This window comes from Psychromonas sp. (assembly GCF_041586535.1).
GTDB lineage: Bacteria > Pseudomonadota > Gammaproteobacteria > Enterobacterales > Psychromonadaceae > Psychromonas.
In genome coordinates this window covers 1-13,179 of sequence record NZ_JBFGZY010000122.1, presented here as the reverse complement: position 1 = coordinate 13,179, position 13,179 = coordinate 1, and the positions used below count along the sequence as shown (strand labels likewise).

Annotated in this window: 12 protein-coding genes; 6 read left to right on the top strand and 6 right to left on the bottom strand. The window is 44.0% G+C overall.

Annotation, left to right across the window (positions count from 1 at the left end):
- Positions 1-194 precede the first annotated feature (194 nt).
- On the top strand, positions 195-1,067 hold the full coding sequence (locus ABZA00_RS13275; RefSeq protein WP_372882646.1) for a hypothetical protein: 873 nt from the start codon (positions 195-197) through the stop codon (positions 1,065-1,067).
- 51 nt (positions 1,068-1,118) lie between these two features.
- Here the strand turns inward: ABZA00_RS13275 and ABZA00_RS13270 are convergent, their stop codons facing one another.
- The 5 genes from ABZA00_RS13270 to ltnD form a co-directional block, all read right to left on the bottom strand.
- Positions 1,119-2,582, bottom strand: a complete 1,464-nt coding sequence (locus tag ABZA00_RS13270) for a GntP family permease (RefSeq protein WP_372882645.1) — start codon at positions 2,580-2,582, stop codon at positions 1,119-1,121.
- A 74-nt stretch (positions 2,583-2,656) separates the two neighbouring features.
- Complete coding sequence (gene otnI / locus ABZA00_RS13265) at positions 2,657-3,433, bottom strand: 2-oxo-tetronate isomerase (protein ID WP_372882644.1); 777 nt, start codon at positions 3,431-3,433, stop codon at positions 2,657-2,659.
- Positions 3,433-4,131 carry an aldolase gene (locus tag ABZA00_RS13260; RefSeq protein WP_372882643.1) on the bottom strand — a complete coding sequence of 233 codons (699 nt, stop codon included), beginning with the start codon at positions 4,129-4,131 and terminating at the stop codon, positions 3,433-3,435. The genes otnI and ABZA00_RS13260 overlap by 1 nt, the downstream gene beginning before the upstream one ends.
- Positions 4,124-5,383 (bottom strand): 3-oxo-tetronate kinase, encoded by a 1,260-nt coding sequence (gene otnK, locus ABZA00_RS13255; protein WP_372882642.1) that lies wholly within the window; start codon positions 5,381-5,383, stop codon positions 4,124-4,126. The genes ABZA00_RS13260 and otnK overlap by 8 nt, the downstream gene beginning before the upstream one ends.
- Positions 5,384-5,385: 2 nt before the next feature.
- A complete protein-coding gene (ltnD, locus tag ABZA00_RS13250) occupies positions 5,386-6,291 on the bottom strand; it encodes an L-threonate dehydrogenase (RefSeq protein WP_372882641.1) in 906 nt (301 codons plus the stop codon).
- A gap of 279 nt (positions 6,292-6,570) precedes the next feature.
- On the opposite strand from ltnD, the gene ABZA00_RS13245 reads away from it, so the two are divergent.
- Positions 6,571-7,329: a DeoR family transcriptional regulator gene (locus tag ABZA00_RS13245; RefSeq protein WP_372882640.1), complete on the top strand. Its 759-nt coding sequence runs from the start codon at positions 6,571-6,573 to the stop codon at positions 7,327-7,329.
- Positions 7,330-7,425: 96 nt separating this feature from the next.
- Here the strand turns inward: ABZA00_RS13245 and ABZA00_RS13240 are convergent, their stop codons facing one another.
- Positions 7,426-9,021 carry an ABC-F family ATPase gene (locus ABZA00_RS13240; protein ID WP_372882639.1) on the bottom strand — a complete coding sequence of 532 codons (1,596 nt, stop codon included), beginning with the start codon at positions 9,019-9,021 and terminating at the stop codon, positions 7,426-7,428.
- A gap of 239 nt (positions 9,022-9,260) precedes the next feature.
- Here ABZA00_RS13240 and ABZA00_RS13235 point away from each other — a divergent pair, with 239 nt between their 5' ends.
- The 4 genes from ABZA00_RS13235 to ABZA00_RS13220 all read left to right on the top strand — a co-directional run bounded on the left by ABZA00_RS13235 (position 9,261) and on the right by ABZA00_RS13220 (position 12,799).
- Entirely contained in the window at positions 9,261-10,547 is a 1,287-nt protein-coding gene (locus ABZA00_RS13235) for a DEAD/DEAH box helicase (RefSeq protein ID WP_372882638.1), read from the top strand.
- A 340-nt stretch (positions 10,548-10,887) separates the two neighbouring features.
- The gene (locus tag ABZA00_RS13230; protein ID WP_372882637.1) at positions 10,888-11,361 is read left to right on the top strand and encodes an NYN domain-containing protein; all 474 of its coding nucleotides are present in this window, start codon (positions 10,888-10,890) and stop codon (positions 11,359-11,361) included.
- Between the two features lie 140 nt (positions 11,362-11,501).
- Positions 11,502-11,972, top strand: coding sequence for an FKBP-type peptidyl-prolyl cis-trans isomerase (locus tag ABZA00_RS13225; protein ID WP_372882636.1), 471 nt, complete (start codon positions 11,502-11,504; stop codon positions 11,970-11,972).
- 356 nt (positions 11,973-12,328) lie between these two features.
- On the top strand, positions 12,329-12,799 hold the full coding sequence (locus tag ABZA00_RS13220) for an FKBP-type peptidyl-prolyl cis-trans isomerase (protein ID WP_372882635.1): 471 nt from the start codon (positions 12,329-12,331) through the stop codon (positions 12,797-12,799).
- Positions 12,800-13,179 lie beyond the last annotated feature (380 nt).

Genomic DNA, 13,179 nt, shown 5'->3' with positions numbered 1-13,179 from the left:
TGTAAACATAGTCGTAAACTGCCCTTTTGCGACGGAACGCATCGGCAGTTCGGTGACGATATGGTCGGCAAAGAGGGGCCCGGTCTAAGCAAAAGCATTGATTAAAAAAGAGCTGGCGGGACAGTTTTAAAACAAGGGGGTAAGATTAAGCGGATTTTTGTATCGCCCGCTGTTCAAACCGGAAAAGGAAAAATATGCTCGACGCTATTTGTAATTACGATCCTGAAAATCCTAAAACCTATTCAATTTTTGAATTTAAGCAGCTGCCGGAAAGCAAAATTGAGCAGCTGCGTTATTCCTTATTATGCCCGGTCTGCAGACAAAAAGCTTACTTTCGCAAAGCGTCAGTGGATGGCAAACAGGCCTGTTTTGGTTCCCGTTACCATAAAACAGATTGTCAGGAATTTAACTCTTCCAAGTCTAAACAAGAAGAGGAAAAACAGCTCGCGGAGGTTGAACAGGCTCTGCTTGAAAGCGATTCTTTACTGATTGATTTTGGCGCTGCCACAGGCAAAGTTAAAAAAGATAAACAGACTCGAGAAAAAACTCAGGCTAAACGGCAAAAAGATGTCAATAACATTTCTGGTGGCACACAGGTGACAGAGCTGGAAAATAAAAAAGAAGACGAGGAAGCTGTCAAGGTCAGCAAGCTCGGGCTGCACAAACTGCTGACCAGTTTATTGCGTGGTAGTTCGCTGGCCGGCTCGGATCTGTGGGTTTATACCAGTGCCAGGCACAAATGGCGGGCGAAAAATTTATTCGTCAATATTAAAGATGCGCAGCCTACTGAAAACCATGCCCCGCGGATCTATTGGGGGACGATTTCCCATGCGGATAAAAGCTTGAACTGGCTGAATGCGGCGGAAGATCGCAACGTTGCCATACCGATAGAAAAGTACCGGGATCAGCTGCTAACCTCTTTTGCTGTTGAAGAGCCGGTGGATGTGGAGGGAGCTGCTTTTATTCTTTTTGGCAAGTGTATCGCCAGCAGGGACAAAAAACGTAGATATATTCACTTGTGGGATAACGATCTGCAGTATTTTTATCTGTCAAAAATTGAATTGTAATACCCGTAAAGTTAATCCCCCTTAATATGAAAGGGGGATTTATTTTAAAATCTACGCGGTTTTGATTGTACTGTTTACCTCTTTTGTTTTTGCTGCGCTCATCTTCATCCAGACAGCAATCAATGCTAACACCGCAATTGGTACTATTGGGTCAATGATAGTACCGCCGGCACCAAAGAATAGATTTAGGGTCATTATGATGCTGGCACCGATAGCCCATGCGATAGTTGATGTCATACTCCAAATCTTGAGTTGATCTGAGAGCTCCGTAATACCCAGCGTTCTGCTGATGATATGGAAGTAGGAGTCATTAACATGGGAGAAGCCAACAGGGCCTACAGCACAAGTCAATGCCACGAACACAGGATCCAAACCAAGTGTTTCAACTAAGGGTAAGGTCATTGTTGCCGCAACCATCATTGATGCAGTCGCTGAACCCTGTATTAAGCGCAGCATAGATGCTATTGCTAAAGGCACAAGTAACGCGGGAATACCACTGCTTGCAATCAACTCAGCAACAACAGGGCCTGTGCCCGATGCTTTTAATACCGCTCCCATTGCGCCACCACATCCGGTAACAACAAGAATTAAACCTGTAGTCGAAAGGGCGTCGTCCATTGAGCCAATCATATCTTTGCGGTCAATTTGTGTGGTTAGACCATATAGTGCCATTAGCACACCTAAACCAACAGCAACAACAGGATTACCAAATAGCTCTATAAGCGTATGGAAGAAGCTATCACCTTTACCGATCAGTGTACCCAGCAGAATTAAAACAATCGGGATAAGGATTGGACCAAATGATAAGAAGTTACTTGGTAATTTGCTGTCATCTGTTTCTTGAACTGTTTCCAGGTTTGCCCAGTCAGCTTCACTGGTAATCCATTTCTGGCCATCCGGTACACGGTAATACTCTTTACCCACTTTACGGATATAGAACATTGATAACAGCATCATAGGAACTGATACCATTAATCCCCACATCATGTACACGCCTAAATCCACATTCAGGATCCCGGCAACAGCAACAGGACCAGGTGTTGGTGGAACCATCGCATGAGTTATCAATAAACCAAGGGCTAATGTAACTCCCAAACCGACAGATGATTTACCGGTGTTACGGGAGATAGCGCGTACCAGTGAATGCAGTATGATGTAAGCAGAATCACAAAAAACAGGGATTGCAACGACCACACCGGTAAAACCTAGCGCAATATCTTCACGGCCTTTACCACAAAGTTTTACGAAGGTTTTTGCCATGCGCACAGCGGCACCGGAGCGCTCAAAACAAGCGCCCATAATGACACCAAATGCGATAATTAAACCAATTCCACCGAGTACTCCGCCGAATCCCGCTTTGATAGCGTTAATCAAATCGGTGGGTACCATTCCTGCGGATAATCCCATAATTAAACAGGCAATGACCATTGCCAGAGTGACCGGAATCCGTGTTTTTATTATCATTAACATCATAGCGATAATGCCGACAATGATTCCTATTATTGCTCCGTCCATAACATTTTCCTCTTTATAATCCTGAACTTCAGGGGGGTAATACATACGTGTGTTGTAATCAATATTTAATCTTGTTACAGGTAAGGTTTAACCCAGCCTAACCCTGCAATAGTTGAATGACGCGGGTTATATTCGCAGCCTATCCAGCCGTCATAACCTGATTCATCGAGCACATTGAACAGATGAGGATAATTGAGTTCCCCCTCATCGGGTTCGTGACGGTCAGGCACAGAAGCTATCTGTATATGTCCGGTATATTCAGCAAGGTCACGAATTAAAGTTGTTAAATTTCCATCCATAATTTGCGCGTGGTAGAGATCCAATTGCAGTTTCACATTGGCACGATCAACCTGTTTTATTAATTCAACCGCATCGCGTTGATGGGCAAGGAAATATCCGGGAACATCGCGATTGTTAAGCGGTTCAATTAATAACGTTATGCCCTGCTCTGCAAAGGCATCCGCGGCATAGCGAATGTTGTCGATAAAAGTGTTGATATGCTCCTGGTAGGTAAATTTCGGATCTACAATGCCAGACATGGCATGCACTTTTTTACACTTCAGTGCCGCAGCATATTTTAATGCGGTTGTGACACTCGCTTTAAATTCCTGCTCCCGTCCGGGAAGAGCCGCAATGCCTCGTTCACCGGCATCCCAATCTCCGGGAGGCATATTGAACAATGACTGCTGCAGATTTAAGGTTTGTAGCTTTTGACTTAACTTGTCAGCATCAAAAGCATAGGGGAAAAGGAACTCCACCGCTTTAAAGCCTGCTTTATGTGCTTCATCGAAACGCTCCATAAATGGCACTTCTGTAAATAACATGGTGAGATTAGCTGCAAACTTGGCCATTATTTTCCTCTCCCTTTTAAGTCTTCTATCTCTAAGTCTGTTAAGTAGCGAATTGCTTTATCTTCCAGCAGCAGTGCTAATTTTGCGGTTTCTTCCAACTCCTCTGCATTATCAACAGCATCGACAAAATCACTGCCGGTGACGACCGGGCCGTGGTTAGCCAGTAAATAGGCACGGGAATCTTTTGCCAGTTTGCCCAACTCCTCTGCAATGCGCGGATCCCCTGGGCGTAAATAAGGAACGACGGGTAATTTGCCTACCCGCATCACGTAATAGGGGGTAAATGCAGCTATCGCGTTGTCCGGATCTAAGCCCTGCAGGCAGGATAATGCGGTTAAATAGGTGGAATGAAGATGCACGATGGCATTGCATTCCTGTCTGTTTTTATAGATGGCTAAATGAAATGCCACCTCTTTAGAGGGGCGATCGCCGGAGATATGTCTGCCGTCAATATCAACCACTGACAGGCGATCGGCAACAAGACGGCCAAAAGAGGAGCCTGTTGGTGTCGCCAGAAAATTCCCATCCGGTAATTTAAGCGATAAATTTCCCGCACCACCCGTTGCATAACCACGCTCAAACATGGAAAGTGCAAGTGTTACCATCTGCTCTCTGAGTTGCTGCTCGGTCATTGCTGCATCAGGGGAGTGATTGGATAAAATATCCGTCACTACTTGTTGGTTAGCTGGTTCATTCATTATAAAATTCCTGTGCAGTAGTAAAGAAATTCGGATCGCCAAAGTTGCCGGATTTGAGTGCTAATGAAAGGTTGCCGATTACCGATTTCACCCAGGGAACACCGGGGGCTATCTGCGGGCCAATATGAAAAGCATCGACTGCCAGGCTTTGGGTTACCACGCCCGATGTTTCGCCGCCGGCAATAATGAAGTTTTTAACGCCAAATTCTTTTAATTGGAAAGCAAGGCGGCTAAAGAACTGCTCAACGCATTGGCTGGAGGCCTCGGCGCCGTATTTTTGCTGAATCTCTTTAAGTGCATCCGCGGAGGCTGTTGCGTATACAATCGGAGCCAGAGGAGAATTCAGATGCTCAATCACCCAGTTGTATACCTGTTCTGCATAATCTTCATTTTCTAAACAGGCTTTAACGTCTAAAGGCAGATGGGGTGCTTGAGTGATATAATTAGCAACCTGTTGATTGGTCATCACCGAGCATGAACCGGATAGGATGATGGTTTTTTCTTTTGCCGGATTACCGGCTTTTTTCGCCGCAGATTGATCCGATAAATGTTCTCGCCAGTTTTTAGCAATGCCGGCAGCCAAACCGGATCCGCCTGTTATTAGTTTTAAGCTGCCAGCTGCTTTACCTAAAATATCTAAATGTGCAGCGTTAAAGGCGTCAACAACGGCGTAACGTTTACCGTTTTTGGACAAGGTTGAGAAGCTTTCAGTCACTTTCTCAGGGCCTTGTTCAATGATTTGATAATTAATCAGGCCCGTTTTACCCGTTGACTGCCTATCCATTAAACGCATTAACGAAGAGTCGGTCATCGGTGTAACCGGATGGTTTTTCATCCCGGAATCACTTAACAGTTCGCCCAAAACAAACAGGTGACCGTTAAACACTGTGCGTCCGTTTACCGGCAGTGCGGGGCAGATAATGGTAAATTTTTCACCTAAGGCATCCAGCAGGGCATCGGTTACCGGACCGATATTACCTTTTTCCGTGCTATCAAAGGTCGAGCAGTATTTAAAATAATACTGCTGGCAATCCTGTTGCTTTAACCATTGTAATGCTTGTAAGGATGAACTTACCGCTTCATCTACGGGACAGGATCTGGATTTAAGGCTGATCACAACGGCATCCGCATCTACCTGCATCTCAGTTTTTGGCACACCGTTAAGCTGAATGGTGCGCATCCCATTTTCGACCAGAAAACCGGCAATGTCCGTTGCACCGGTAAAGTCGTCTGCAATAACACCTAATAACATAATTACTCTCCCTTCTTAGGCAGTGTGATACCGGAAAATATTTTGATCACTGCACTGTCATCTTCCTGGCCGTAACCTGCATTGGTGGCGCTGGTAAACATATTCAGGGCAGTGCTCGCTAAAGGTAATGGGAATTTTAACGCTTTCGCGGTATCGGCAACCAGGCCAAGATCTTTGACAAAAATATCAACCATGGAGGTCGGGGTATAATCCCCTTCAACAACATGCTTCATACGGTTTTCAAACATCCAGGAATTACCCGCCGCATTGGTAACAACCTCGTACATTAAATCCAGAGGAATATTCGCGCGGGCAGCCATGGCCATTGCTTCAGCGCCAGCTGCTATGTGAACACCCGCGAGCAGCTGGTGGATTATTTTGACCGTTGCACCGAGACCGATTTCACTGCCAATTTTATAAACCTTACCGGCGGTTGCATCGAGAACCGGTTGTAATTTTGCGAAGGCAGCATCTGAGCCGGAAGCCATAATGGTCATTTCACCTGCATTGGCTTTTAATGCACCGCCGGAAACAGGGGCATCCAGCATCAGCAGGTCAAACTTAGCTAGTTCAGCTTCGATAAATTTTGCGTCATCGGCGGAAATTGTGGAGGAAACCATCACCGCGGTGCCGGGTTTTAGTTTTGACGCCAGTTGATGTTTGAATAAAATGGTCTTAGCCTGCTGGGCATTGACAACAAGCAGCATGACGGCATCTAAAGCGTCGGAAAAATCTGCGCAATCATGGGAAACGCCTTTGGCACCGGCTTCTTTTAATTCTGTTAAGGCATTATCATTAAGATCTATCCCGTAAACATCCAACCCGGCTTTGATACAGGATTTGGCTGCACCCATTCCCATTGAACCAAGTCCAATGACTGCAACTGACTGTGTTTGTTGATTATTCATAATTCACCTTATTTTCGCTGGTTATGATTGTTAAATTTTGTTCTTGTTTGTTATTATAGGTTAAAATAACCAGGCATTGCTCTGCTTTGTGTCACATTTATTAACATTTGAAGTGTAAAAACTATTTTATTTAAGAGGAATAGAATAAAAATGATCTTAATTAAGGATTTTTTGTTAACTATTGTTAATTTTGACAGGAAGTACCGGCATTTGAGTGTAATAATCAAGATTGTTGGATGTTAATATATGTTAAACAATGGACTCAGGGAGAAATAGAATATGATTCCAGCAGAAAGGCATCGTGCTATTTTAGCGCTATTAAGCACTCAGGAAGTGGTCAGTATTCATCAATTGACCGAGCAGTTGGACGTCTCGCATATGACTATCAGGCGCGATATCGGCAAACTTGAGGCTGATGGTCAGGTTATCTCTGTCTCCGGGGGCGTGCAGTTAACCGAAAGCATCCATACAGAACTGTCTCATGATATTAAGACAACTCATAATCAACAGGAAAAAATAAATATAGGTAAATCTGCTGCAAGTTTAATAAAGCCGAATATGACTATCTATTTAGATGCCGGTACGACCACTCTGGAGATTGCCCATAATTTGGTGGATCAGGATGATATTATGGTGGTCACCAATGACTTCGTGATCGCCGCTTTTTTGATGAAAAATTCAAAGTGTAAATTGTATTTTACCGGCGGAAAAGTGGATCGGGAGAATCAGTCATGTGTCGGTAATAAAGCGGCTTATTTAATTAAAGAGATAAATATGGATATTGCCTTTATCTCGACCTCTTCCTGGGGGCCAAAGGGGCTATCAACGCCGAGCGAAGATAAAGTTTATGTTAAGCAGTCGATTGTTAAGTCTGCAAAAGTAAACTGTCTGGTAAGTGACTCCTCAAAATATGGAAAAAGGGCAACATTTCATGCGCTTGATATCGGCTGCTTTGATAGTGTTATTACGGATTCCTCTTTTCCCCGCAGCAGCATTAAAGATTTAGCCGAGCAGAATGTGGAAGTAATTATCTGTTAAGTAATGAGCTGTGACCGCAGCGATCATAACGAGGCAGGAAAGCGCAATAAAAAAGGGCTAAAAGCCCCTTTTTTATTAATAAATAGCAGGTTGCAATTACTCTTCGGTAATCCCCTGGCTTTTCAGGTATTCGCTGTACGGGCCGTGGAAATCAATCACTTTATCTTCTTTGATTTCGATAATACGGGTTGCCAGTGACGATACAAATTCACGGTCATGGCTGACAAACAGTAAAGTACCTTCGTAGTTTTCCAGTGCCAGGTTTAATGATTCAATCGATTCCATATCCAGGTGATTGGTTGGCTCATCCATTAACAGTATGTTGGGAAGATCCATCATTAACTTACCAAACAGCATGCGCCCCTGCTCACCACCGGAGATGATTTTGACCGATTTGCCGATATCATTTGAGCCAAACAGTAAACGCCCTAATGTACCACGGACAAACTGCTCGTCATCACCGGGTTTCATCCACTGACTCATCCATTCCACCAGGGTCTGATCTTTTTCAAAGTCACTGGAGTGATCCTGCGCGTAGTAACCGAGGTTAGCATTTTCAGACCACTTGAATGTACCTGAATCCGGTTGAATTTGTTCCATTAAGATACGCAGCAAGGTGGTTTTACCCACACCGTTCTGACCGATGATGGCAATGCGCTCACCTACTTCAACCATCAGACTTAAATCTTTAAACAGGGTTTTATCAAAGCTCTTAGTGACATTTTCCATTTCCAATGCGTTACGGAAAAGTTTCTTCTCCTGTTTGAAAACAATGTACGGGTTAACACGGCTTGAGGCTTTTACCTCTTCAAGCTGGATTTTATCCATCTGCTTAGCACGGGAAGTTGCCTGTTTTGCTTTAGACGCGTTGGCAGAGAAGCGGCTGACGAACTCCTGTAGCTCGGAAAGCTGGGCTTTTTTCTTGGCGTTTTCAGAAAGCAGACGTTCGCGGGCTTGTGTTGCTGCGGTCATATATTCATCGTAGTTACCCGGATATAGACGTAATTCACCGTAATCGATATCGGCCATATGGGTACAAACCGCATTCAGGAAGTGACGGTCGTGAGAGATAATAACCATAGTACACTGACGTGCCTTCAGTTCCTGCTCTAACCAGCGGATAGTATCAATATCAAGGTTATTGGTCGGCTCATCGAGTAACATAATATCAGGGTTGGCAAACAGTACCTGTGCAAGCAACACACGCAGTTTCCAGCCCGGTGCCACTTCAGACATTAGACCGTAATGCTGTTCCAGCGGAATACCTACGCTCAATAACAGTTCTCCCGCACGGGAATCGGCTGTGTAACCGTCCATCTCTGCGAATTCAGTTTCAAGATCGGCCACTTTCATACCGTCTTCTTCACTCATTTCCGGCAGACTGTAGATACGGTTACGCTCAGCCATAACAGCCCACATCTCTTTGTGACCCATTAATACGGTATCAAGTACAGTGAACTCTTCAAAGGCGAACTGATCCTGATGCAGTTTAGCGATACGCTCGTTAGGATCTTTAGCAACATTACCGGCACTCGGCTCCAGATCGCCGGTTAAAATTTTCATGAATGTGGATTTACCACAACCGTTAGCACCAATCAGACCGTAACGGTTACCAGTACCAAATTTAACCGAAATGTTTTCAAATAAAGGTTTTGCACCAAACTGCATGGTGATGTTGTTCGTACTTAACAAGGCGATTTTCCTAATTTTACGCGATGTTTATACCCAAACACCGCTATATTGATATGTTTTATGCCGGCACTTTGGGCGAGCACTTTTAAAGTTGCGTCATTATACAGAAAACGTGAGCTTAATCACTCTGCATTTGTACGAAATTTATCCGTTAATTTAATAATACTAATGTGGCACTTAATCGGGGGTTACTGTAAGCTACGCGCTTTTTGAACTTCCCAACTACTAAGAGACTAATTATGAGCTTTGATTCATTAGGTTTACCCGATTCGCTCGTTAACGCAGTCAAAGAGCAAGGTTATACGGAGCCTTCTCCGATTCAAGCGCAAGCAATTCCAGCCATATTACAAGGTAAGGATGTCATGGCGGCTGCCCAAACCGGTACGGGTAAAACCGCGGGTTTCACGCTGCCTTTATTGACTCTGCTGGAAAAAGGTAACCGTCCGAAATCAAATCAGGTACGTGCGCTGGTATTAACCCCGACACGTGAACTGGCTGCTCAGGTACATGCAAGTGTGGTCAATTACGGCAAACATATGCCGTTACGCAGTGCGGTGGTATTCGGCGGGGTGAAAATTAATCCGCAAATGCAGACCCTGCGCGGCGGAGTTGATATCTTAGTAGCGACACCGGGACGTTTATTGGATCTTTACAACCAGAATGCAGTGAACTTTAAACAACTGGAAGTATTAATTCTCGATGAAGCCGATCGCATGCTGGATATGGGCTTTATCCATGATATTAAACGTATTCTGGCTGTACTGCCGAAAAAACGCCAGAACCTGCTGTTTTCGGCAACCTTCTCAGATGATATCCGCCAGTTAGCCAAAGGACTGGTAAACAATCCGGTGGAAATTTCAGTGAGTCCGCGTAATACCACGGCAGAAAGTGTTACCCAGACTATCTATGAAGTGGATAAAACCAAGAAGTCGATAGTATTAAGTACCTTAATAAAAGAAAACGACTGGAAACAGGTACTGGTGTTTGTCAAAACCAAACATGGTGCCAACCGCTTAGTTAAAAATCTGGATGGACGCGGCATTATGTCTGCGGCGATTCATGGCAATAAAAGCCAGGGCGCACGTACTAAAGCACTGGCCGGATTTAAAGAGGGGCTGGTGCAGGTGCTGGTGGCCACGGATATCGCTGCGCGCGGTATTGATATTGACCAGTTACCACAGGTGGTTAACTTTGATCTTCCCCATGTTTCTGAAGATTATGTGCACCGTATCGGTCGAACCGGTCGTGCAGGCAATGACGGACAGGCGATCTCATTAGTGTGTAATGAAGAGTTTAAACTGCTCAAAGATATTGAAAAGTTAATTCAAAAAGTGATCCCGCGTAAAACCCTGGCAGGTTTTGAGCCCGGTCAGCCTTTACCACCTTCGGTCTTAGACAGCCGTCCGGTCAAACCTAAAAAGCCGAAAAAGCCCCGTGTAGATCATCGAGACGGTCAGCGTTCCGGCCCGACAACCGGCAGTAATAAAAAACAGCGTTCAGTGCGTGGTAACTTTGTAGGCGGCTAGTTTTCTGATCTGCCAATACAATTTTATATGCTTATGTAGCTAACTCAGGCTAAAAATAAAAACTTCTATTTTTAAGCTATTCTCCGTCTCAAAGCTAATATTTGACTGCTTTTGGGGCGTGGACTTCAGTCCACTTATTATTAAAAGCAAGCGGACTAAAGTCCGCGCCCCAGGTGATTCGAGTAAAAAACAGTAATCTCTCTACTACTTTGTTATTAGCTGAGCTAAAACTGCACAAGCAGGAAACTTTAAAAACCTTAAATAAGCGCTTTATTTAAGGTTTTTTTATGTCTGTTTGTTTATACTCAGTGACTATAAATCAATAAGATAAGAAAAAAACATGAAAAAAATTGCGCTGTTCGCCGATGTGCAGAACATCTATTACACCACCCGCCAAGCTTATAAAAGACAGTTTAACTACCGGAAATTGTGGCAGCAGCTTAGCGGGCAGGGCGAAATAGTGACGGCTTATGCCTACGCTATTGAACGCGGCGATAATCAGCAGCAAAAATTTCAGGATGCATTAAAACATTTAGGTTTTGAAGTCAAACTCAAACCCTTTATTCAGCGTTGTGACGGTACGGCCAAAGGCGATTGGGATGTGGGGATTACTATTGATATTATGGAGATCGCACCGCAGGTTGATACCATTGTTCTGCTTTCCGGTGACGGTGATTTTGCTATTTTATTGGATAAAGTTAAACAAACTTACGCAGTAGAAACAGTGGGTTACGGGGTGCCTAAATTAACTGCCAAAGCCCTGATTGATGCTTGCACTGTGTTTTATCCCATTGATAGTGAATTGTTACTTTAGCTTCGTTATAGCAATTGGAGAAATTAAATGATCAGGTAATTAGTCTGATTGCTATTATTGATTGTTGCTGGGAAAAAGAGTTTGGTTTGCCGGTAAAATTTAGTAGAGTCATTCTTTCCATTACTTAAAAGGGTTTTATTGTGTCAAAAATTATTATGATTGCAGTGCTGTTAGTGGCGGCATTTTTTTTCTTTCAGCGTATTAATGGCGGGAAAAGTGCCCCTGAAAATATTCAAAAAGGGATACAGTTCCTGGAAGAAAACAAAACGCAGGATGGGGTTATCAGCACCGCATCCGGTCTGCAGTATAAGGTATTAAACCAAGGTGAGGGTGATGTGCACCCTACGGCGAAAAGTAATGTAAAAGTGCATTATCATGGCACCCTGATTGACGGTACTGTTTTTGACAGTTCAGTAGAGCGTGATAAAGCTATCTCATTCGGATTAAACCAGGTGATTAGCGGCTGGACGGAAGGGGTACAGTTGATGGTGGAAGGGGACAAATTCCGCTTTTATATCCCGAGTGTTCTGGCTTACGGCAACCGCCCAGTGGGAAAAATCCCCGCAGGTTCGCTGCTGATTTTTGATGTTGAGCTGCTGGCGATTAATTAATTTACACGAGCGTATAGGGCGAGGGGAAAATGAGATAACACTCTGGTGTATATGAGCGGAGGAATTTCGAGCTCCGAGTTGTGAGTTCGGATGTCTCATATACACTGGCATTAAAGGGGGCGAAGGATTCATCCTTCTTGCTCATCCCTAAACAGCGTATTCATAAACAATTCACTTTTATGGCAGGATAAATCCCAGAATCTTAATCATAAGTCTATAGTTCAGAAATCTTGTTTTTTGTTGTCCTTCGCTTTTTAAATAAAACGCAATACAGTGGCGCAAATAACAACTGCAAACATTTCGCTTAGCTCAAAAATTTAGTAGAGTCGTCTTTTTCATTATTTCAGGGGGTCATTGTGTCAAAACTTTCCATTATTCTGGTGATCGTAGCCATCGTATTTGTATTTTTCCAGCGTATCTATATAGGAAATAAAGCGGCCGGTAATATTGAGATAGGTGAAACTTTCCTGGCAGAAAATAGAACTCAGGAAGGGGTGATAACTACTGCATCCGGCCTGCAGTATAAAGTATTAAACCAAGGTGACGGCGAAATGCACCCGACGGCGAACAGTAATGTAAAAGTGCATTACCATGGATCCCTGATTGACGGCACTGTTTTTGACAGCTCAGTAGATCGTGGTCAGCCTATTTCTTTTGGACTGAATCAAGTTATTGCCGGTTGGACGGAAGGCGTGCAGTTGATGGTGGAAGGGGACAAATTCCGCTTTTATATTCCAAGCAGTTTGGCTTATGGTGATCAGGCTCCCGGGAAAATTCCGGCCGGATCGCTGCTGATTTTTGACGTTGAGTTACTGGCGATTAATTAACAGGCCTATCCAGGCTATTGTGTGCCTAAAAACTAATATGTTACTGCTTTCGGGTCGCGGCCTTTAGGCTGCATTGCCTGTTTATCTACACAAAATCAAAAGAGGCAGACTAAAAAAAGGGCTCGCAGAATCTTGCCCGCTCATAAACCTGAACTGCCGTTCAATTCGCTCCGCGCCCCGAGTGATTCAAGCAAATAACAATAATTTCTCTATAAATTTGCTACTGCCTGAGCCAACTGCAGAATAATACCAATTCCGATAATTAGATGATCTATTTAGGCGTAGAAAAAACGGATGAAAGCAAGGCATTGATTGCAGTAACTAGTTGTTCTAATTGCAAAATTAATAACGCAGGGCCAGTATTGGAAAGCGTTATCAGC